Consider the following 20,984-nt stretch of genomic DNA (forward strand, 5'->3'; position numbering starts at 1 on the left):
GGTGCGAAGTCTCCCTCGCGGGCCCGACGCTTACCGAGGTTTTCCCGCCGCGAGCTACTGACGTTCCCGGTGTGACGTGCATTGTGGGGAGAAGTCGTCGCGGCGGCGGGGGGCAACCGATGACGCAGGGGCTGCACCAGTTCATGGCGATGACGAGCCCGTGGGCCTACCTGGTGGTCGGGCTGATGGCCTGCGCGGAGACGGCGGCGCTCGTCGGACTCGTGGTGCCGGGCGAGCTCGCGTTGCTGATGGCCGGTTTTCTCGCCTTCACGGGGCACGTGAGCCTGCCGCTCATGATGGCCGCGGCCGGCGTGGGCGCGATCGCGGGGGATTCCATCAGCTACCGGATCGGCCGGCGGCTGGGGCCTCGCGTGCGCGACAGCCGGCTCGGCCGCCGGGTGAGCGCGGAGCGCTGGGACCGCACCGCGGACTACCTGCGGCGGCGCGGCGGCTGGGCCGTCCTCTTCGGTCGCTGGATCGGTCTGCTGCGCGCCCTGATCCCTTTGCTGGCCGGCATGGGACGCCTGCCGTACGCCAGATTCCTCGCCTTCGAGGTGCCCGGCGGCCTGGTCTGGGGGGCGGGCACCGTGGGGCTCGGATACGCCGCTGGAGGCTCGTACGGGCTGGTGGAGCAGGTCTCCCAACGAGCCGGCCTCCTGGCGGTGGCCGGGCTGGCCGTCCTGGCCGTCGTCGGCCTGAGCGTCCACCGGATGACCCGGCCGCGCCCACCGGTCGCGCGCCGGCTGGGACGCGCGAGGACCGCACCCTCCGGTCGCCGTTGAAGGGGACGGCCGCCCTCGTGCAGGGGTGTGAGACGGCCCTGACGCCCGCCCTCGTCCGGGTGTCCGGCGCCCCTGGCGGCCCGCCCTCGTGTGCGTGTGACGCGATCCTGGCGGCCGTCGCGGGACAGCGCCGCCGCACGAGCCCTTGACCAACGGAAGCGCGATCTTTACCAACCGGCGGAACCCGGCCCCGGGTCTTGATCGTTCAGGTGGGCGGCTGACACACCTCCTCAACCGTCTACAGGGAGAAACACGTGGTCTTCAAGCGGATGCTGGGCGCTCTCGGGGTCGGCGCCCCCTCGGTGGACACCGTACTGACCACCCCGCGGGTCCGGCCGGGCGGCGTGCTCACGGGCGAGGTGAGACTGTCCGGCGGCGACTTCGACGCCGAGATCGAGGAGATCACTCTCGGCCTCGTCGCCGGGGTGGAGCTCGAGCACGGCGACGGCGAGAGCGCGGGGCTCGGCGAGTTCTCCCGTGCCCGGGCGTCCGGTCCGTTCACCTTGCGCAAGGGTGAGAACCGGAGCATCGCCTTCCAGATCCCGATGCCGTGGGAGGCCCCGATCAGCGAGATCGACGGACAGCACCTGACCGGCATGGCGCTCGGCGTACGCACCGAGGTGGCCATCGCCAAGGCCGTGGACAAGGGCGACCTCGACCCGGTCGCCGTCGAGCCGCTCCCCTCCCAGCTGCGCGTCCTGGAGGCGTTCCTCCAGCTCGGCTTCGCCTTCAAGTCGGCCGACCTGGAGGCGGGCCACCTGCACGGCGTGCGCCAGGAGCTGCCGTTCTACCAGGAGATCGAGTTCTACCCGCCGCCGCGGCAGGCCGGTGTCGTGGGGGAGGTCGAGCTCACTTTCGTGGCCGACCCCGCTGGTCTGGAGGTCATCCTGGAGGCCGACAAGCGCGCGGGCCATCGGTCCGTCGACGCCATCGGCCGCTTCCGCGTCAGCCACGAGGACGCGGTACGCATGGACTGGGCCGGGGAGATCGACCGCTGGCTCACCGGGCTGGCCCAGTACGGCGCACCGTACGGCGGCCATGGCGGCTACGACGGCCACGCCGGCTACGGCGGCCATGGCGGTTACGAGCACGGACACGAAGCTCATTTCCACGGAGGCCACCACGAGCACCGCAGCGGTCCGGGCTGGGGTGCGGTGGCCGCGGCCGGCGCCGCCGGAGTGGTCGGTGGTCTGGTGGCGGGCGAGATCGTCGAAGAGATCTTCGAGGGCGACGAGGACGAGGGCGGGGACGGCGACTGGTAGGTCCCTCCGCGCCACCCCCCTCCGCGCCACCGCACCCCCACGTCCCGCCGCCCGCGACGCCGCCGGGTGTGACGCCGCCGGGTGCGACTCAGGGTGAGAGGCAGGCCCTCGTTCTGAAGCGGGTGCCGGCCGTGGTCTCCGGACAGGAGGCCACGGCCGGCTCGCGGACCGGCCTGTCCGGGAGGGCCAGGAGGGCCGGGAGGGCCGGCCTGTCCGGGAGGGCCAGGAGGGCCGGGAGGGCCGGGAAGCGTGGCGGCGCCGCTCGCGACATTGCCGTCGCTTGATGTGTCGCCGTCCAGGAACGTGATCAGCGGCGTTGTACCGTGTCAGCGGTCACATTCAGTGACTTCGAAGCAACAGGAGGTTACGCATGATTCAGCGACTGCTCCTGGCCGGCGCGGCCTGCGCCGCCGGACTCGTCGTCATGGCGCCGATCGCGGCCTCGGCCGAGACTGCCACCCCGCGGCAGGCGGCCACGACCGCACAGGCCGGCCTTCCGGCTCACGCCGCCGACTGGGGACGCGACTGGGGACACGGGTGGGGTCACCCCTCGGGCCACCGTTGGGGCAACGGCTACTGGAGCCGCCCACTCGGCTACTGGAGCCGCCCGCTGGGCTACTGGAGCATCCCGGTGGTCGTCGTGGACAGCGCCTACGACGACTGCGGGGCCGACTACTACGCCACCGCCTGCGACTGATCCATCGCGATAGGGGCACGGCGAGAGAAGGCCCCGGAGGACCGCGAGCATGACCCTCGATCGAGCATGCGCTCGACGGGGGATTTTAAAACCCCGGGTTGTCAGCAGATTCTGCTGACAACCTGGGGCCAAAGCCGACCAGGATCCTCAGATCTCGGATACCGTTCGTAGTCATTGCGTCTCTCTTCGCGCACGACACGACGTCCTCGGATCCCGGAGCGCGTGATGAACGGCCAGGACAGACCTCGCCCACACCGTCCCACCAGGCGGGCCCCCTACAGCCTCGCGCGCGCCGCCGGGCCCAAGCCGCCGCAGTACCAGCCCTCTTCACCCGGACGGCACCGGGGCACCGACGGTGGCGAACCTCGCGGCCGGCGAGGACCGGAATCCGAGCCATCCCCGCCTCCGGCACCCGGGCGGCATCGCTTTCTGCCCCGCGCCAGGCTGATCCGTTCCGTGATCGTGACCGGGGTCGCGGTCCTGGCCGCCGCGAGCGTCTGGGCGAGCACCGACGCCACCGGTCCGGTGCCGGGCGCGCCTCCGCCCGGCGGCATCGTCGCCACGACCATCCCCGACGGCGCGACCCAGCCCGGAATCGCTCCGTCGAGGCCCACGCCGCCGCCGATCGAGCACGACACCCGCTCGAGGCGCGGCGGGAAGGCCCGGTCGCCGCGGGCCCGGCGGCACCATGGCCCCGCCCATTCGTCCAGGCGCACGCGGCCTCCCACCGCGCGTCCCCGCCCGCACGAACCCGGCTTCTAGCCGTCTTCTTCGACTTCTTCGTCCGCACCGGCGGGGCGCCCCGCGGGACCGCGCCGGCTCCTCGGCGCCGCCTCCGGCCGTTGCTCATCTGCCGAGGACGGCGGACGCTCCTTTCCCGTCCGCTACGCAGCCTGGTACGGCATCGGCGTGCCGGGGGCTCACGTCGTACGCCGGACGAAGGCGCGGGTGACCGCGGTACCGGCGTCACTCAGGCAGGCGGCGAGTTCCTCGGTGATGAGCGTCTTCTCGACGCCGACTGTGATCTCGTCTGTCGCGAACTCGGCCACGGCGAGCTCATGACCGAGATCTCCGCTTCTTCTGACGCGGATGCGGAGCGCCGGCATCGGGCGCGTGTCCTCGACCGGCTGGAGCATCTTCAGCGTCGCCGTGCCGATCTCGTCCATGGGGATGCAGCTCGGGGGCGAACTGCCTCTCGTCGACGTAGGCGATGATCCGGTTTTCCTGAAGTGCGTGGAGGATTACTGCCGGGCAGCTATGCGGCAACTGGGCGCGACGGAATTCCACTGATGGTTGCGACGGCGATGACACGAATCATCCACCATATCCTTTCTGGCAATCACGTCCCCGATCGTTTCGCTGCTCGTTGCCAGGAAAGTTTGACGCATCAGCCCCACCGGAGGCGACCGTACATCCGGAACATCACGTTTCCTCCCTTTCCGGATCGGCCGGCGCGCTATTGATCGCCTGCATGAGTTGATCGGCAAGGCGCGCGGACTGTTCGGTCGTATACCCCTTGGGCACGCGAAAGATCAGGCGTTCTCCGACGCCGGTCCGGACGTCGGCGATGTCCCATCCGATCCACTGGCTGATCGCCAATGCCTTGACGCTGTCCGGATCCATCTCGAGGCCGGTCGCGAGAGCCTCCAGGCGCCAGAGATCGGGCATCCGCGACACCCGGCCGCTCAGCACGTCGGTAATCCACTGAGCGGTGAGGCACTGACCTGTGCTTCCGCTCACCGACCTCAATGCGAGCGTACGGATGCTCATCCCCTTGTCCGCCACATAGTCACGGATGCAGTCGCTCAGGGGGGTGGGGGGCTGGTCGGGTGTCACGCGCTGCGACGGCATTCGGTTGTCAGCTCCTCGAATCTTTCTGACCGCGATCGCCACCATCATGCCCGCTAGATCCTGACGACAGGGAGCAAACCCCGACGAAGCAAGGGATCAGTTGTGTCAACAAGATGCGTCATATAAAGCCATCACGCACAAGATTTATTCGCTGGAACCCTACGTTTCACGTGCGGCCGTGCGCTCGGTCGGATTAGAGTGCGACCTGCAGTCGAGACGTCAGCAGAATCTGATGATGCAGTTTCCATCGGAGAGGTTCGCTATGGCGGGAAAGCCGCAGATGCACCTTCGGAGCGTGGCACTCTTGCGCGCTTTGATGGTCGGCCACAGTCACAGCGTGGCCGATTTCGCTCGCCGGGCAGCACTTACCAGACAGTGCATCGACGGTCTGCTCAAACGAGGCACGTGCCGCCGCACCACGGCGGACGCCATCGCGGCGGCAGCGGGGGTGCGCACTCTCGACCTGTTCCGGCCTTCGATGTCGTCAAAATTTGCTGACACCGACGAGAGCTCGTGATCCCGTTACGGGCCTCCGATCCGGGGTCACCTCCTGAACCTCCGCGGAGGCTCTCACGGGGAGCCCGACTCGAATCGTCTCGACTGCGGTCCTGCGCATCCCGCTTCGCCGTCGCCACACCGCCGGCTGCCGGGATGCGCGTTTGATCCGACAGCAGCACCACCTCAGGAAAGGAATCGTCTCTTGACGATGAAGAAAGCCCTCCTCACGGGGGCACTCGCCACCGCCGCAATCGTCACCCCCGCGGTGCTGGCCGCCGAAGCCGCGAGCGCGGCGAGCACGGCGAGCACGGCCTCGCAGGCGACGAGCAGCATCTCCCGGCCGATCGACACCCCCAGGCGAGGACCGGATCCGCGCGCGGACATCCGCGTCCACCACTTCGTCCTGAAGGGCAAGACGTACATCCTCCCCAGCTGCCAGTACGTCGTCAACGGCGGCGTCTACGTCTCGCCGTCCTGCGGAACGGGCCTGACGCGGCCGGTGTACGTCCTGGGCGGCCGCACCTACGCCCTGCCGGGCGAGTGGTGCGACCAGGCCGTCAGCGGCCTGCCCGGCCGCTGGTACGGCCTCCCCGGCTACCAGCTCGGGGACGGCGTCCACGAGTACGTCGTGGCCGGTCGCACCTACATGCTCCCGAGCTGCCAGTACGTCATCAACGGCGGCGTCTACATCTCGCCGTCCTGCGGAACGGGCTTCACCCGGCCCGTCTACTTCGTCAGCGGCCGTTGGCTGCCCCTGCCCGGTAGCTGGGGGTGCGACACGTCCCTCGGCCTGCCCGGCCGCTGGTACGGCCTTCCCGGCCGTGTCTTCGGGAACCCGGGCCACAACTGGGGCGGCAGCTCCTGGGGCGGGCGCTGGGGACGCGGCAACTGGGGAAGCTGGGACGGTTGGGGCCGCTGGGGCCGCGGTGGTGACCACGGCGGTGACCATGGTGGCTGGGGCCACGGCAACACCGGCGGCTGGGGCCACGGCGGTCCGGGGGGCTCCGGCGGCCCTGGTCACGGCGGTCCCGGCGGCCCCGGCCAGGGCGGTCCCGGCGGCCCGGGGGGCGGTAGCTGGGGCGGCCACGGCGGTCCCGGTGGCTCCGGCCACAGCGGTCCGGGCCAGGGCGGTCCGGGCCAGGGCGGTCCGGGCCAGGGCGGCTGGGGTCACCGCTGACCGCTCGCCTGATGTCAGCCGGCGCGGTGAGCGGGCATCCCACAGCGCCGGTGACGACAGCACCGAAATGCTCTCGGCGGATGCGCGCCATCCCCGGGAAGGGCGAGGGGCGTGGGGGTAGCTAGTGGACGTCCCTCGTCCGGTTCGCGGCGGAGTTGCCTTCCGGGAGACCGGATGATCGTGGCCATCCACGCCCCGCTACCTGGGGCAGGGGCGCGGATGGACACGCGCCGCGAGAGAGCGGCTGCGACCGGCATCGTCGCAGCCGCTCTCCTTTGTCCTGTCTCATCCGTGGACCGTACCCGCGTCCCGGTCACGTCCCCCCGCGAGGCGACGGCGCGACGACCGGCGGTCGAACCTCCGCCCGGGGGGCGAATCGCGGTACGGCCCTCCCACGAAGGGAAGCCCCGATGACTCTGGACTGGTGCATCGAGGTGGCGCTGCTGAGTCTGCTCACGTTCTCGTCCTGGCCCCCGCCCCGAACCGGCCTGGTCCGGCGGCGGCCGCGCCTGCTCGGCGACGTCGTCGAAGCCGAGTTCGACCAGCACACGCGCCTGTATGTGCTGACGCAGGTCCGCGCCGGAGGCTCCACCACCACGCCGCTCGTCGCCACCTGGGACCAGATCACCGCGTACGCGGCACACTGCTCCAACGAGATCGACACTCTCTACGTATGCGTGCTGCACGGCCTGCAGAAGTGGTACTGGCAGTGTGGCCTGAAGACCGACGCCCCGGCCGACACGACCGGCGGCAGACGGACTGCGGGACGGCGGCACGCCAGGCCGTACGAGTGCCGGCAGCGGATCGACGCGGTGCTGGAGGCACTGGAGGATCGGCGTACGCCGTCGCCCTGCCGGTTCCGCCGACGCCCCAGAACAACCGGATGAGGGACACCACCGGCGATTACCCGAGCACGTACCGGCCCGGGACGGGCCCGTACGACGCGCACGGCACCACCGGCCCGAGCACGACGCGCACGGGCCCTGCCCGGGCAGGCATCGGCATGAAATGATCAAAGGGTGCTTCCGACCGTGGTGCTTCAGGTGCCCCAATGGCAGGGGTCGAGCGTCGAGGACGCACGGCTCCTGTCCCTCGGCGCCGGCCGGCTCGCCTCTCTGCTGACATCCGGCGAACCGCCCGCCGAACCGTCCGCCGAACCGCCCACCAAGCCGTCCGTCAGGGCCCTGCGGGTGCCCGTTCCGGACACCGCGGGCACCGAGCGGGACGGAGTCCGGGCCCTGGACGTCCTCACCACCGTCGCCGCCCGGACCCGCGCGGCGCTCGGCGAGTGCGGCACGGCCACGGTCGTCACGGTCGGCGGTGACTGCGGAGTGGAGATGGAGCCCGTCTCGGCCGCCCTCAAGCGCCACGGCGACGGGCTCACCGTCGTCTGGTTCGACGCTCACGGCGATCTCAACACGCCCGGATCCTCACCCTCGCATGCCTTCCACGGCATGGTCCTGCGCACCTTGCTGGGCGAAGGGCACCCCGATCTGGTCCCGCCGCGGGCTCTGCACCCCCGGCAGGTGGTCCTCGCCGGAGTCCGCGCACTGGATCCGGCGGAGCTGGCCTACGCCACCGGCGCGGGCCTCACCCGGCTCACCGTGCCCGAGCTGACGGCCGACCCCGGTGTCCTGGTCCCGGCCGTCGCCGCGGCCGGGGGCACCGCCGTCTACATCCACATCGACCTCGACGTTCTCGATCCGCAGGAGTTCGGGTCGCTCAGCTACCCCGAGGCCGGCGGTCTGTCCGTCGCGGCGCTGCGCGACGCCGTACGCGCGCTGACGGCTCGCTTTCCCCTGGCCGGCCTGGGGATCACCGAGTACGCCCCCCGCCGTGAGGAGGACGAGGCCGTCCTGGCCTCGCTTGTCCCCGCCCTGCTCGCCGACGCCGCCGCCGGATGAAATCGCGGGTGCGGACTCACGCGCCGAGCAGCGCGGCGACCGCACCGGTCGTCGCCGGATGCCGGTCGAGCAGGGCCGCCACCTCGTCGTCTCCGTGCCCGGTGCTCCCCCACTCCGCCGTACACCCGAGCAGCGCTGCGACGGCGTCGCACGCCCCCGGGTGCCGGGCCAGCAGCGTGGACACCGGCCCGCTCGGCGCGGCCGCCACCCGGGCCGCTCGCGCCGGTGCGGCCGGCCGTTCCCACGGCGGGGTCCAGGCGTCCAGCTCGGCCAGCGCGCCGGGGAAGGTCCGCCCGGCCTCACGGACGAGTACGGGGACCAGCTCGGGCGCGTGCTGCCGCAACGTGCAGATCAACGTCGGCAGCCACGGCAGCAGAACGGGATCGGGCAGCCGCGCGAAGGCCTTCGACAGCGCCTCGACCACGAACGGCGCGAGGCCGGGCACGGGTTCGAGCGCCTGGACGAATCCGCTCACATACAGCGGATACGCCGGCACGACGAGCGGGTTGGCCAGCAGCTCGTCACAGCGACTGCGCAGCTCGTCCCTGGTCAGCAGGCCCAGCTGCGTCTGGGCGGCCCACGACAACGCGACCTTGGCCGGATCCCGTGGATGCGACTGCCGTACGGCCAGTTCGAGCTGGGCCCGGTCGCAGCCCAGCGACAGCGCGAGGCTCTCCAGCGTGAACAGGAAGCCGAGCATCGCCCCGACCTGGCGTACGCCGGTGTCGTCGTCGGCGAAAGCGGTGGGCAGCAGCGTGCAGTAGTGGGAGTATCCGGCCGTGACGAAGTCCTCGCACCAGGTGGGCAGCTCCGGTTGGCTCGCCCGGTAGTAGGTCAGCAGCCGCCTGATGCGGCGCAGCACCTCGGGAGCGTCGTCGACGGTGCGCTCGGCGGCCAGCAGCTCGACGGCGCGGGCGCCGAGCTCGCCGGGCAGGCGCCGGCCGCCCACATAGAGAATGGCGTCCTCGACGGCCGCGAGCGCCACCCCGGCCGTGGCCTGGGGATCCCACGCCATGCGGCGCAGCCGCTGCTCCAGCACCTGCTCGACCGTGACACCCTCGTAGCCCAGCTCGACGATCTCCCGCTGGTGCCGTCCGAGCGCCACGTCCCAGCTCTCCTGGATCGGCCGCTCACCGAGGCGGCGCGCCCCCATGATCGGCCGGAGCGCACCGTCGGGCAGCAGGTAGCGCAGCGTCCACAGCAGGTCCGAGCACGGCTCCAGCTCCGGGTCCGCCCTGAGGTCGAGCAGCACCCGCTGCTGCGTGCGCCTGGTCAGGTCCAGCCCGAGGGGTTCCAGCCGGTCGTACACGTCGCGGGCAAGCGGAGGCAGCGCGTCGTAGCCGACCATCCCGATCTTGTCGCCGCCCAGGAGGATCTCGCACAGGCGCCGGACGTCCCGCCGGCCCGGCACGACGTCCTTCTCGATGCAGGTGACGGCCGCGTCGGCGAAGTCGTACGGCGTGGGCCTGGCCCGGCCGCGCAACCCGGCGAGCAGGATCGACGTCTCGAACACGGCGATGGCGTCGGCCGTGCTGGCCAGATAGCCGTTGCGGCGGGCCAGCCGCACGATGTCGACGCACCATCCGCGCAGTTCGTCCTCATCCAGGCCGTCCAGCGCGGGCGGGGTGGCGAGGAACCCCGACAGCCGGTCGGCCGTCGGCTCGGCCGCGACGGGCGGTGCGGCCTTGCCGCCCCGCTTGCCGCCTCGTTTGCCGCCGCCGCCCTGCTGCCCCTCCAGCCGGTACGGGGTGACGCCCCCGCGCCTGAGCGCCTTGGCCCACGTGGCGGCGGCGATGGACACCGAGCCCTGGGCCAGGCCGAACTGCGCCTCGATGGCGGAGTGGCTGGAGGGAATCAGTCCGTACAGCCAGCGGGTGCCCGTGCGCGGGGCGATGGTGTACGGCGACGCCTCGGACCGCAGGCCGAACTCCTCGACCGTGCTGACCGCGTGGAAGGCTCCGCACACGTAGAGGCAGTCGGCGGGGTCCGCGCCCGACTCGGCGAGGTGCTCGCGGATGCGCGTCCACATGTAACGCTCGCGTTCCTCGTCGACGGTCAGGCGGTCGTGCCCCTCCGGGCGGAGCCGCCGGAACAGGCTGCCGATCAACGCCATCGCCTGGCGGTAGGTGTCGTGGTCCGCTCCGGTCAGCGGCTGTTCGACGTACTGGTCCCACCACTCCGACCAGTGCCGCACCTTGCCGTGGTGCAGCAGGTGCTTCTCCAGTTCGGCGAAGCGTGGGCGCAAGTCGCCGATCTCGACACCCACGGCGTCCCCGTGGAGGGCCGTCTCCTCGCCCTGTGTGTCCTGCTCCTGCGGAGCCGGACCGTCCGTCTCCCGGGGCAGCCACTGGAAGACGTGGTCCACCGAGCGGTCGACCAGCACGATCTCGACGCCGGGGGTGTCGAGCGCGTACGCGATCGCCTGGTACTCCGCCGACGCCTCCGTGACCGGCGCGATCACGCTGAGCGGTCCGGAGCCGTCCGGGAACCCGTCCAGCTGGGTGGCGAACGCCTGGAGCGCCACCGGCAGCCGGCAGTTGCGCAGCTCGTCGAGGAGCGGGCGCATGTCCTCGCACAACTCCAGGTAGACGACCTTGGGCCGCTTGTCGCGCAGCCGCCGGGTCATGGCCAGGGCGGAGGCCGGTGAGTGGTGGCAGACCGGGAAGATCTCCAGCTCCTCGCGCAGCATGCGGTCGACGTCGTCGACCATGCCGCCCAGGATGCCGGCCAGGACGTCCCCGCCGCCGGAGAAGGCCTCGGCGGCGTCGAGAAGCTGCCCGCGCAGGGCATCGAAGGTGCTCATGACAGCGTCGAGATCGCCTGACGGCCGCCGTCGAGGAACCGCGTCCACTCGCCTCCGTCGTTCCTGCTGCGTGGTTCGACCATCCCGTGCCAGTACTTGTTGAGAATGGCCAGGTCTTCGGGGGCGCGCCTGGCCAGGGAGCCCACCAGGGCGCCGGCCAGCGTCTCGGCACGCAGCGTGCGGTCGCCGAAGAAGTGGCTGTGCAGGATGGCGTCCTCCAGCACGCCGATCTGCTCGGCGGTGGACAGGGCCGACTCCAGTTTCTCGTCCTCGCTCGTGGCCGAGGCCGCCGCGGTACGCAGGTCGGCGAAGCTCTGCAGCAGGAGGTCCAGCAGCGCCGGCGGCACGTCCAGCTCGATGCGGTGCCGGCGCAGCAGTTCTACGGTGCGGAAACGGACGATCTCCGCCTCGCTGGCCTTGCTCGTCACCACCGGAATGCGGACGAAGTTGAACCGCCGTTTCAGCGCCGAGGACAGGTCGTTGACACCCCGGTCCCGGCTGTTGGCGGTGGCGATGATCGAGAATCCGGGCTTGGCGAACACGGTGTTGTCGGTGTCGAGCTCGGGAATGGAGACGTACTTCTCCGACAGGATCGAGATCAGGGCGTCCTGCACGTCGCTGGTGGCGCGGGTCAGCTCCTCGAACCGGCCGATCATGCCCTGTTCCATCGCCGTCATGATCGGTGAGGGGATCATCGACTCGCGGGACTGGCCCTTGGCGATCACCATGGAGACGTTCCACGAATACTTGATGTGGTCCTCGGTGGTGCCCGCCGTTCCCTGCACGACCAGGGTGGAGTCACGGCAGATGGCGGCGGACAGCAGCTCGGCCAGCCAGCTCTTGCCGGTGCCCGGGTCGCCGATCAGCAGCAGGCCGCGGTCGGAGGCGAGCGTCACGATGCTGCGCTCGACGAAGCTCCGGTCGCCGAACCACTTCTGCGGAATCTCGCGGTCGAGGCCGTCGGACCGCTCGCTGCCGAGCACGAACAGCCGGACCATCCGGGGGCTGAGCCGCCAGGAGAACGGCTTGGGGCCGTCGTCAATCGACTCCAGCCAGTCGAGCTCCTCGGCGTACTTCACCTCGGCGGGCGCGCGGAGCATCTCGTTGGTCATATGGGGGTCTCCTAGGCGAGGAAGTTCTTGAGTTCGAACACGAGCTTGCGGATGTGGCCCGAGATCACCGGTGTGCCCAGGTCCTTGAGCTTCTGCCGGAACCACGGGTTGACGCTCTGCTGGCCACCGCTGTTCACCGAGCCCACCGGGATGAGCCGTACGCCGGACCGGTGCAGCGCCTCCATCCCGGCGTAGACGGCGTCGCAGTTCCACTCGTAGAAGTCCGAGATCCAGACGACGGCCGTGTTGCGGGGGTCGGCGACCTTCGGCTGGGCGACGGCCAGGGCCGCCGTGCCGTCCGTGCCGCCGCCGAGCTGCGTGCGCAGCAGCACCTCGAAGGGATCGTGCACCCACGGAGTCAGGTCGAGCGCGCGGGTGTCGTACGCGACCAGATGCACGTCGACCTTGGGCAGCCCGGCGAAGATGGATGCCAGGATGGTGCAGTTGACCATCGCGTCGACCATGGAACCCGACTGGTCGACCACCACGATCATCCTGGCCGGCGTCGTGCGCCTCGCGGTGCGCCGGTAGTACAGCCGGTCGACGTAGAGCCGCTGGTCCTCGGGGCTGTAGTTGACGAGGTTCTTCCAGATCGTCCGGTCGAGGTCCAGGTTGCGGAACACCCGTTTGGGCGGCACCGAGCGGTCGATCACGCCCGCGCCGGCCTTCTCGACCTGGGTGCGCAGCACCTCGGCGACCTCGTCGACGAACCTGCGGATCAGCGCCTTCGCGTTGGCGAGCGCCACCCCCGAGAGGTTGGCCTTGTCGCGCAGCAGCTGCTCGACCAGCGACATGCTGGGCGTGAGCTGCCGCGCCAGGGCCGGGTCGGCCAGCACCTCGCGCAGGCGCATGCGGCTGACGAGCCCGGCTTCGATGTCGGCCAGCGCCTTGGCCAGGTCGTCGTCGCCGATCCGGACGCCGGCGCCCGGCCCGAAGCCGGCCGTGGGTCCCACCCCCGCACCCGTCCCGGGCTCTCCGCCGGGTCTTCCCGCTTCCGCGCCCGGCCCCGCTGCCGAGCCCGTGCCCGTTCCCGTGCCCGGCCCGGACGCCGGCCCCGCGCACAGGGCCCGCTTGAGCCAGGCGGCGTCCTGCTGCCAGGTCGCGAGCTGGGTGGCGCTGACGTCACCCGCGCCGGTGGCGAAGGCGTTGAGCAGCAGCTTCGAGACAAGCGCCGCCCGGCGCACCTCGCCGCCCGGCACGTGCTCGTCCGGTGTGAGCAGGGTCTCGAACTCGGCGGCCAGCCCGGGGAAGCGCTGCACCAGCGAGTCGACCGACACGGCCGGATCGAGCAGCCCGGCGGGCAGGCCCAGGTCACCGACGACCGCGAAGCTCGCGGTCTCCAGCGCCTGCTGCTCCTCGTGGTCGAACAGCCGGGCCAGCAGCCGCCAGTAGAGCAGTTGGCGCCGGTTCCTGTCGGCATTCGCCGGTCCGTCGTCACCGGCCGTGGAGACGTCGTCGCCCATCGGGTGGGCGCTCGTGGAGATGTCGTCGCTCATCGTCGCAGCAACCGCCCAGCTCGCTCACGCAGCACGGCCACCGCGTCCGCGGCCCTGGCCTCAGCCTTGGCCGCCTTGGGGTCGGTGGGACCGAGCGCCCAGTCACCGGTGGAGACCACCACGGTCTCGCGCTTGACCTTCGCCTGCACGGCCAGCGGTTGCAGCGTCCAGCGGCCGCCGTCCCACCGGACCAGCCCCACGCACGCCGACGAGGCCGCCACCAGCTTGGGCGTGAGCGGGCCGCAGTCGGGCAGCCGCTCGGTGTCCACGGCGACGACGGCGCCGCCGAGGTCGAAGGAGCCGTCCCCGGTGACCTTGTAGCCCTCCACCAGCACGGGCTCGGCGATGCGTACCGGCGCCCGGTCGAGGGGCGGCACCGCCGGGGCGAGCGCACCGGGCAGGCACAGCCGGGCGGTGGCCAGCGGGTCGGCGGGCTTGCTCACGAAGGCGCGGTCGTCGTCCCAGACGAGGTCGCCGCTGTCGAGCAGGGGCATGTCCGCGACCTCGATGCCGCGGCGGTCCGCCAGCGCGGCCAGCAGCACCTTGTGACGCTGCGGCAGCTTCCACAGCGCGGGCCCGACGATGGTGTCGACCTTGGCCACCGTGACGGAGGTGCGCACCAGCAGGGACCGGCCGCCGTCGGCGGGTTCCAGGACGGCGTGCACCTGGAACTGGACGGCGGTGCCGTGTTCGTGGACGTCGACGCCGAGCACCAGCAGCCGTCCCGACACCGTGGCGGCGGGGCCGGGCTCGCCGGTCAGGACGCCGTCCTGCGACAGCAGCACGGCCCGGGTCCACAGGTCCGCCCAGCGCCGTACGGGCAGGTGTTCCGCAGCGCCGATCGGGCAGGACGCGCGCAGTTCCGCGGCGAAACCGTCCAGCAGCACCGCCAGCCTGCGCAGCGCCGGTGCGCCGAGCAGTGCCTCGATGACCTGGTCCGCCGCGGAGACGAGGTCGTGGTCGACGCCGCGCCAGCCGGTGATGGCCAGCTCCCGCAGCCAGGAGCGGACCCCCTCTAGCGCGTTGCCGGCGGGCTGAGTGCCGGAACCGCCGGGCGTGGTCGGCCATTCCGCGCGCTCCCGGCCCAGAGCCGTGTCCAGGCTCGCGAGCAGGGCGTCGTGCACGGCGCCGGACAACGCGACCCGGCCGCCGGCCAGGACCGTCAGGTGCTCCTGGGTGATCGAGCCGGACACGACCGCGTCGGCGGCCTCGGCGAGCCGGGCACCGAGGGGAGTGGCCGCGAACGCCGCGGCGAGCGCGGCCACCGCGCCGGCCCGCTCGTCGGCGAGCCGGGCGAGGCCGTGCACCAGGGCGTCGTCGAAGCCGTCCAGCAGCGCGAGCGCCTCTCCGGCTCCCTCGCCGGCGTCATCGGAGTCGCCGAGCAGGGCGGCGAGCTGTACGGCGAGCATCAGCGCACCGTCCCCGTGGCCGGGAACCAGTGCAGCTCCGGGATCGGCAGGGTGGTGTCGGGCACCTCCAGATAGGCCAGGTGACGCAGGAACCGGCTGAACACGACCGCGGCGGGGGCGGGTTCGTGGGTGCCGCGCAGGCAGTCGGCCAGGTCCGCGCCCTCGGGAACCTCCGCCCGCAGATAACGGGACACGCGGTCGGCGCCGTACTGCAGGACGGCCTCGGCGACCAGGGCGCGCAGGTGCTTGCACGGCGCGCCGTACAGTCCGCCGCAGGGGCGGTTGTTGTTGGTGCTGCAGTTGTAGTTGTGAGTGCCGGCGGCGATGGAGGAAACGTAGACCCGGCCGATGTCCGAGCCGCTCGACACCACGCCTTGCAGCCGGCCGTCCGCCAGTTCGACGAAGGGGACCTTCGCCAGCTTGCGCGGCTGGACCGGCGGCACCACCCGCAGCCTGCTGTTTCGCGCCCACACGGTCGCGCCGTCGGGGGAACGGTCTGTCATGATCCGGAACGTATCCGAGCCGTACGACAAAACGGCTCCGCGCCGGGTCCCTCGGCAGCATGGCCCGGTGAGACGCCCGAGCCGCGGTCAGGCGAGCGGAAAACCGGCGCCGCGTTCGGACTCGGGGCGCGGCCCGCGGATGCGCCGCTCGCTCTCCTCGATCGGCACGTCGTTGATGCTCGCCTCCCTGCGGCTCATCAGGCCCTCGGCGGTGAACTCCCACAGCTCGTTGCCGTAGCTGCGCCACCACCGGCCGTCGGCGTCGTGCCACTCGTACTGGAACCGTACGGCGATGCGGTCGCCGCCGAACGTCCACAGGTCCTTGCGCAGGGCGTAGTCCTGCTCGCGCTCCCACCTGCGGCGCAGGAAGGCGACGATCTCCTCGCGTCCGGTCAGGAACTCCGACCGGTTGCGCCACACCGAGTCCTCTGTGTACGCGAGCGCGACGCGTTCCGGGTCCCTGGTGTTCCAGGCGTCCTCGGCGGCCTGGACCTTCTGCCTGGCGGTCTCCTCGGTGAACGGCGGAAGCGGCGGACGTGTGCTCATAGCGCTTTCCTTTCCCAGCGAGAGAACGGACGTTCTCCCTACGTATCGTAGAGAACGAGCGTTTTCCTCGGCGAGGAGGGGTGGGTGGACGGGATCCGGCAGGTGCGGATGGACGGAGAAGAGGCGCGCCGGCGCATCCTGGACGCCGCCGAGCGGTTGTTCTACGCACGAGGCATCCAGGCCGTGGGCATGGACCAGATCCGCGACGCGGCGGGGGTCTCGCTCAAGCGGCTCTACCAGTGCTACGCCTCCAAGGACGCGCTGGTGGAGGCGTACCTGGAGCATCGCGACCGGCGGTGGAACGCCGCTCTGGCCGGCCATCTCGGCCGTGCCGGGGAGCCCCGCGAGCGCGTGCTCGCCGTCTTCGGCTTCCTCGCCGAGTGGTTCGTCACGGCCGACTTCCGCGGCTGCTCGTTCATCAACGCCTTCGGCGAACTCGGCCCGGCGTCACCGCCCGTCGCGACGGCGGCGCGGGCGCACAAGAACGCGCTGCGGGGAAGGCTCCGCGCGCTCGCGGCCGAGGCGGGGGCCGCCGACCCGGACCTGCTCGCCGACCAGCTCCTGCTGCTGGTGGAGGGGGCCATCGTCGCCGCCGCCATGGGCACAGCCGCCGACCCCGCGGAGAGGGGCCGCGCCGCGGCGCTGGCTCTGCTGTCGGCGGCCTGCCGTCCGGGCCCGTCCGGCCGCTGACGCCCGTTCCGGCGTCAGCGCCGGGCTTACAGCCATCCGCGTTTGGCCGCCTGCAGTCCCGCCTCGAAGCGACTGCGCGCGCCGAGGCGCTCCATGATCCCGGCCATCATGCGGCGGACCGTACGCTGGGAGAGCCCGAGCTGGCGGGCCGCCCCCTCGTCCGTGAGGCCCTCGGCCAGCAGTTTCAGGAGCTGGCGCTCCTGTGCCGGACAGTCGCCTGGACCTCGTCCATGCCGAGCAGGCTGTCGGTGCCGGTACGCCCCCAGGGACGATGGTCGGCGTACTCGCTCACGAGGCCGGCGATCGCGGCCTGCGCCTCCGCGATCTGCTGCTGCTGCCGTACGAGTTCGGACTGGCGGCGTTGCAGCAGAGCCCGCAGACCGGCCTCGGGGCTCACCGGACGGAAGTCCCCCGGTGATTCCCACGAGGGCCGGAGAAGCGCGAGTTCGGCCAGCTGGTCGGATGTCGCGCGTATCTCGTCCATGCTCACGCAAAGCTCGTCGGCGATGTCCTGGATACCCAGGTCACGCTTGGTGAGCAGCAGCCTGTAGACCTTCTCCGTCAGCTCGTCGAGCGGGAGTGCACCGGCAGACGATCGGCTACATCGAACGCGGGGAACGCCTGCCGAGCCTGGCCCTGGCCATGCGGATGGCGGAGATCTTCGGCGTACCCGTCGAGGAGCTGTTCTCCCTCGCGGCCGAACCGGTTTCCGCCGGAGTGCGGCCGGGCCGACCGGCTACCGGGGGCGTACGGAAGGCGTGAGCCGCGACCGTCGTGCCCTGCCCGGAGGAATACAGGGAGGCGTCGCCGGGGCCGGAGGCGGTCGCCTCGGGCGCTCTGCTCGCCTCCCTCCCCGCCTGCTGGGGCAGGAAGATCCGGGAGAGGCGTGGAGCGGGATCCGGGGCCGCCCGGGGAAGAGAGATCGTGAAGGTGGCTCCGGCTCCCGGCCGGCCGTCCACGTCGATCGTGCCGCCGTGCGCGTCCATCACCTCGCTCACGAGAGCCAGGCCGATGCCGAGCCCTCCGGCGTGGGGCGCGCCCACATGTCTGGCCAGCACGCGCTCGCCGTCACGCGGGTCCAGCCCCACGCCGTCGTCCCGCACACTGAGCTGAACGATCTGCGGAGTCGAACGCACGGTCACCCAGATGTGGCCGCCCGCGGAGGTGTGGCGGAGCGCGTTGTCGAGGAGCGCGGAGATCACCCGGCGCAGCGCGGACGGCGCTCCGCACACGAGATGATCGCCCAGGTCCCGCCGCAGGTCGATCGTCACCCCGCGCTGCCCGGCGCGGACCGCCTCGGCCTCGGCCGACTCCTCCGCCAGGGCGGCCAGGTCCGCGGGCCCGAACGGCCGGCGGCGCTGCCTGAGCTGGGTCGACAGCAACAGATCCTCGATCACCTCGCCCAGTTGCCCGATGCCGGTCACCAGACGGTCGACGTCGCCCACGACGAGGAGAGGATCGGGCTCCCGCCGCAGGCGCCGGGCGGCGAGCTGCGCGCGGACGTGCAGCCGGGTCAGCGGGCTGCGCAGTTCGTGGCTGACGTCGGCGGTGAACCGGCGCTGCCGATCCAGGGCCTCGCCCAGCGGGGCGATCGCACGGTCGGCGAGGACCTGGCCGATCAGCAACGCCGCGAGCAGCGCCGCCACCTCGGCGGCGCAGAGCGTGCGCAGCAGCCGCTGCCGCTCGGTGACGGGGTAGTACAGGTCCATCACCGCCTGCAGGGGCACGTCGCCGCGCCGCTGCGTACGGACCAGGTACGTACCTCCGCCGACCTCCACGACGTCGACCCGGGTGCGGCCGTCGGCGGCGACCCGGTCCAGTGTGTCGCGCACCGGCAGGCCCTCGGGCGCCCCCGGGGAGCTCCGCACGGTGCCCGCCCGCAGTTCGAACAGCCATACGCAGGGCGGCGGGTGGTCCATCGGCGCCGACATCGCGGCCACGGCCAGGTCGCGCCGGGCGGTCGCGTCCTGCTGGTCGGCCACGACGTTGTACACCAGCGCGCCCAGGAGGGCGACCGCCAGTGAGAACACGGCCGCCACCTGCGCGGTGATCCGGCGGCGGGTCCGGGTCAGCAGGCGCCGCTCCGGGTCGAAGGACGGTGTCGTCTTCACAGCTCACCCAAGCGGTACCCCACGCCCCGCACGGTACGGACGACGCCGGGCCCCAGCTTGGTGCGCAGGTAGTAGACGTAGGTGTCCACGATCGACTCGGTCCTCGCGCCGTCGAAGACCCGCTGCCGCAGCGAGGTGCGCGTGTGCACCTGCCGGGGGCGGGCCGCCAGCGCGTGCAGCAGCCTGCACTCCTGGCCTGACAGCGTCACCTGCTCGCCGGACGGCAGCCGTACGGTGCAGGACGCGGAGTCGAGCCAGCCGGCGCCGAGCGGCAGCAGCGCCGCCTGGTCCAGGTTCCTGCGGTGCAGGGCCCGCACCCTGGCCAGCAGTTCGTCGATCTCGAACGGCTTGACCAGGTAGTCCTCCGCGCCCGCGTCGAGTCCGGTCACCCGGTCGGCGAGGGCGCCGAAGGCGGTGAGCATCAGCACCGGCACGGTGACCGCCTGCCGGCGCAGCCGCCGCAGCAAATCGAGCCCGTCGACCACGGGCAGTCCGCGATCGATGATCATGACGTCGTAGCCGCGGCTCAGCGCCAGGTGCAGGCCCCGCTGACCCTCCAGCGCCAGATCGACCGTGTAGCCCTGGTCGGTGAAGACCTCGGCCAGCATGTCTCCCAGCTCGCGGTCGTCCTCCACGAGCAGCAGGCGCCGGGTGCGCGGTTCGGATGTCCCCGGTGTCCGTGCCACCGCACAACCGTGGCACCGATACCTGGAAATATCCAGACTTCGAAATTTACTTCGGAAAACTCGCCCTGTTATGTTGCGAATGTCCGACCTCGCAGTGAAATTAGCTGAAACCGGTTTCCCCCGCCGTCGCACCCACCGTGGCCGGGCTCCCCGCGCTCTTCGCGTCCACCGGCTCGTGGCGCTCCGGCAGCGCCAGTCTGTACAGCGGCAGGGCCCCCGCGGTGGTGAGCACGGCCACGAGGACGAGCATCGCGAAGAGCTCCTGCGTGATCATGCCCTGCGCCAGGCCGATGTTGATGAAGATGAGGATCATCAGTCCGCGGGCGTTCATCATCGCGCCCATGGCCCAGGATTCGCGCCAGCCGAATCCCAGCGCCCGTGTCGCCAGCGAGCAGCCGAAGTATTTCCCGCAGAAGGCCAGGGCCAGGATCAGCGCGAACAGCAGGAGCGAGGTGCCCCCGGCGATGCCGCCGAGATGGGTGTTCAGCCCCGAGAACGCGAAGAAGACGGGCAGCAGGAGGGTCGATACGAGATCCATCATCCGGCCGTGCAGAGCGGCGCGGAACGCCGGCTCGCGCGGCATGGACAGCCCGGCGATGAAACCGCCGAAGACCGAGTAGACGCCGATCGCGTCGGTGATCCATCCGGCCGTGAGCGGCACCAGCACGATCACGTATACCGCGCCGGCGCCGAGGCGCCCGGTGCGCGCGACGCGGCGGCCCAGGGGGCGCAGCAGCGGAGCGACCACCCCGAGCATCACCGCGGCGAACACCCCCGCCAGGGCGATGGTGCGCAGCGTGTCGCCGGAACCACCGCCCAGGTGTGCCGCCGACAGCGCCGCGAGCAGGCACCAGGCCACGGCGTCGTCGATGGACGCGGCCAGCAGGGCGACCCGGCCGATGCGGGTGTTCTGCAGCCCGCGTTCATACAGGATCCTGGCGAGCATGGGGAACGCGGTCAGCGACAGCGCTCCCCCGAGGAACAGGGCGAACTCGATTCGGCTGACGTCCGGGCGGGAGAGGTGGTCCCACAGGACGAGACCTGCCGCGCCGCCGAGGACCAGCGGAGAGCCGATCCCCGACGCCGCCAGCACGCCCGCCTTGCGCAGCTCGCCCGGCGCCCGGGCGTCGTGGTCCATCCCGGCCCCGACCAGGAACATGTACAGGGTCAGGCCGAGGGTGCTGAGCACGTACAGGACCGGCCTGACCTCGGCGGGGAACAGGGCCGCCTGCGCGTCGGGGAACAACGCGCCGAGGAGCGTCGGCCCGAGCAGGACGCCGGCGACCATCTCGCCGACGACGCGCGGCTGCATCACGAGGAGCGCGAGCCGGCCGCACAGCGCCGCGGTCAGCAGGATGACGGCCAGGGCCGGCAGCACCCTGAGCGCCAGCTCCAGGTTGGGGTCGGCGGTGTGCGCCTCTAGTGAAAGAAGGGCGGGAACGGGCATGGCATGTGCC

Annotated in this window: 20 protein-coding genes and 2 pseudogenes; 9 read left to right on the forward strand and 13 right to left on the reverse strand. The window is 71.7% G+C overall.

Features of this window, described 5'->3' with window-relative positions; genetic code table 11:
- Positions 1 to 119: 119 nt before the first annotated feature.
- From AB0J39_RS03190 to AB0J39_RS03205, 4 genes are all read left to right on the forward strand, one after another.
- Positions 120 to 782, forward strand: a complete 663-nt coding sequence (locus AB0J39_RS03190; RefSeq protein WP_363461267.1) for a DedA family protein — start codon at positions 120 to 122, stop codon at positions 780 to 782.
- A 254-nt stretch (positions 783 to 1,036) separates the two neighbouring features.
- On the forward strand, positions 1,037 to 2,044 hold the full coding sequence (locus tag AB0J39_RS03195; protein ID WP_363461269.1) for a sporulation protein: 1,008 nt from the start codon (positions 1,037 to 1,039) through the stop codon (positions 2,042 to 2,044).
- Positions 2,045 to 2,414: 370 nt separating this feature from the next.
- Complete coding sequence (locus tag AB0J39_RS03200; RefSeq protein ID WP_363461271.1) at positions 2,415 to 2,741, forward strand: hypothetical protein; 327 nt, start codon at positions 2,415 to 2,417, stop codon at positions 2,739 to 2,741.
- 456 nt (positions 2,742 to 3,197) lie between these two features.
- Positions 3,198 to 3,503, forward strand: a complete 306-nt coding sequence (locus tag AB0J39_RS03205; RefSeq protein ID WP_363461273.1) for a hypothetical protein — start codon at positions 3,198 to 3,200, stop codon at positions 3,501 to 3,503.
- 158 nt (positions 3,504 to 3,661) lie between these two features.
- Here the strand turns inward: AB0J39_RS03205 and AB0J39_RS03210 are convergent, their stop codons facing one another.
- Together AB0J39_RS03210 and AB0J39_RS03215 are read right to left on the reverse strand one after the other, a co-directional pair.
- Positions 3,662 to 3,907, reverse strand: a complete 246-nt coding sequence (locus tag AB0J39_RS03210; protein ID WP_363461275.1) for a hypothetical protein — start codon at positions 3,905 to 3,907, stop codon at positions 3,662 to 3,664.
- A 256-nt stretch (positions 3,908 to 4,163) separates the two neighbouring features.
- Complete coding sequence (locus tag AB0J39_RS03215; protein ID WP_363461277.1) at positions 4,164 to 4,640, reverse strand: hypothetical protein; 477 nt, start codon at positions 4,638 to 4,640, stop codon at positions 4,164 to 4,166.
- A 658-nt stretch (positions 4,641 to 5,298) separates the two neighbouring features.
- Between AB0J39_RS03215 and AB0J39_RS03220 the strand changes: the two genes are divergently transcribed.
- The 3 genes from AB0J39_RS03220 (at position 5,299) to AB0J39_RS03230 (ending at position 8,171) form a co-directional block, all read left to right on the forward strand.
- On the forward strand, positions 5,299 to 6,267 hold the full coding sequence (locus tag AB0J39_RS03220) for a hypothetical protein (RefSeq protein ID WP_363461279.1): 969 nt from the start codon (positions 5,299 to 5,301) through the stop codon (positions 6,265 to 6,267).
- A gap of 410 nt (positions 6,268 to 6,677) precedes the next feature.
- Positions 6,678 to 7,154 carry a hypothetical protein gene (locus tag AB0J39_RS03225; RefSeq protein WP_363461281.1) on the forward strand — a complete coding sequence of 159 codons (477 nt, stop codon included), beginning with the start codon at positions 6,678 to 6,680 and terminating at the stop codon, positions 7,152 to 7,154.
- A 132-nt stretch (positions 7,155 to 7,286) separates the two neighbouring features.
- Positions 7,287 to 8,171, forward strand: coding sequence for an arginase family protein (locus AB0J39_RS03230; RefSeq protein WP_363461283.1), 885 nt, complete (start codon positions 7,287 to 7,289; stop codon positions 8,169 to 8,171).
- Positions 8,172 to 8,187: 16 nt separating this feature from the next.
- Here the strand turns inward: AB0J39_RS03230 and AB0J39_RS03235 are convergent, their stop codons facing one another.
- From AB0J39_RS03235 to AB0J39_RS03260, 6 genes are all read right to left on the reverse strand, one after another.
- Positions 8,188 to 10,974, reverse strand: a complete 2,787-nt coding sequence (locus AB0J39_RS03235) for a DUF5682 family protein (RefSeq protein ID WP_363461285.1) — start codon at positions 10,972 to 10,974, stop codon at positions 8,188 to 8,190.
- Complete coding sequence (locus AB0J39_RS03240) at positions 10,971 to 12,086, reverse strand: AAA family ATPase (protein WP_363461287.1); 1,116 nt, start codon at positions 12,084 to 12,086, stop codon at positions 10,971 to 10,973. Before AB0J39_RS03240 ends, AB0J39_RS03235 begins: the two co-directional genes overlap by 4 nt.
- A gap of 11 nt (positions 12,087 to 12,097) precedes the next feature.
- A complete protein-coding gene (locus AB0J39_RS03245; RefSeq protein ID WP_363461339.1) occupies positions 12,098 to 13,549 on the reverse strand; it encodes a VWA domain-containing protein in 1,452 nt (483 codons plus the stop codon).
- A gap of 29 nt (positions 13,550 to 13,578) precedes the next feature.
- On the reverse strand, positions 13,579 to 14,991 hold the full coding sequence (locus AB0J39_RS03250) for a hypothetical protein (RefSeq protein WP_363461289.1): 1,413 nt from the start codon (positions 14,989 to 14,991) through the stop codon (positions 13,579 to 13,581).
- A complete protein-coding gene (locus tag AB0J39_RS03255; RefSeq protein WP_363461291.1) occupies positions 14,991 to 15,494 on the reverse strand; it encodes a hypothetical protein in 504 nt (167 codons plus the stop codon). The genes AB0J39_RS03250 and AB0J39_RS03255 overlap by 1 nt, the downstream gene beginning before the upstream one ends.
- A gap of 87 nt (positions 15,495 to 15,581) precedes the next feature.
- Complete coding sequence (locus tag AB0J39_RS03260; RefSeq protein WP_363461293.1) at positions 15,582 to 16,040, reverse strand: nuclear transport factor 2 family protein; 459 nt, start codon at positions 16,038 to 16,040, stop codon at positions 15,582 to 15,584.
- An 84-nt stretch (positions 16,041 to 16,124) separates the two neighbouring features.
- Here AB0J39_RS03260 and AB0J39_RS03265 point away from each other — a divergent pair, with 84 nt between their 5' ends.
- A complete protein-coding gene (locus tag AB0J39_RS03265; RefSeq protein WP_363461295.1) occupies positions 16,125 to 16,730 on the forward strand; it encodes a helix-turn-helix domain-containing protein in 606 nt (201 codons plus the stop codon).
- A 26-nt stretch (positions 16,731 to 16,756) separates the two neighbouring features.
- Here AB0J39_RS03265 and AB0J39_RS03270 read toward each other — a convergent pair whose 3' ends face one another.
- Complete coding sequence (locus tag AB0J39_RS03270) at positions 16,757 to 16,996, reverse strand: LuxR C-terminal-related transcriptional regulator (RefSeq protein WP_363461341.1); 240 nt, start codon at positions 16,994 to 16,996, stop codon at positions 16,757 to 16,759.
- Positions 16,915 to 17,220 carry a hypothetical protein gene (locus AB0J39_RS03275; protein WP_363461345.1) on the reverse strand — a complete coding sequence of 102 codons (306 nt, stop codon included), beginning with the start codon at positions 17,218 to 17,220 and terminating at the stop codon, positions 16,915 to 16,917. Before AB0J39_RS03275 ends, AB0J39_RS03270 begins: the two co-directional genes overlap by 82 nt.
- An 86-nt stretch (positions 17,221 to 17,306) precedes the next feature.
- Here AB0J39_RS03275 and AB0J39_RS03280 point away from each other — a divergent pair.
- Positions 17,307 to 17,492, forward strand: a pseudogene (locus AB0J39_RS03280) (helix-turn-helix domain-containing protein); the annotation flags it as partial.
- 155 nt (positions 17,493 to 17,647) lie between these two features.
- Here AB0J39_RS03280 and AB0J39_RS03285 read toward each other — a convergent pair.
- The 3 genes and pseudogenes from AB0J39_RS03285 to AB0J39_RS03295 all read right to left on the reverse strand — a co-directional run.
- A pseudogene (locus AB0J39_RS03285) lies at positions 17,648 to 18,661 on the reverse strand (HAMP domain-containing sensor histidine kinase); the annotation flags it as partial.
- A gap of 176 nt (positions 18,662 to 18,837) precedes the next feature.
- The gene (locus AB0J39_RS03290) at positions 18,838 to 19,527 is read right to left on the reverse strand and encodes a response regulator transcription factor (RefSeq protein ID WP_363461297.1); all 690 of its coding nucleotides are present in this window, start codon (positions 19,525 to 19,527) and stop codon (positions 18,838 to 18,840) included.
- Positions 19,528 to 19,627: 100 nt separating this feature from the next.
- Positions 19,628 to 20,974 carry a cation:proton antiporter gene (locus AB0J39_RS03295; protein WP_363461299.1) on the reverse strand — a complete coding sequence of 449 codons (1,347 nt, stop codon included), beginning with the start codon at positions 20,972 to 20,974 and terminating at the stop codon, positions 19,628 to 19,630.
- Between the last annotated feature and the right edge of the window lie 10 nt (positions 20,975 to 20,984).

Source organism: Microbispora sp. NPDC049633, from assembly GCF_040675265.1.
Classification (GTDB): domain Bacteria; phylum Actinomycetota; class Actinomycetes; order Streptosporangiales; family Streptosporangiaceae; genus Microbispora; species Microbispora maris.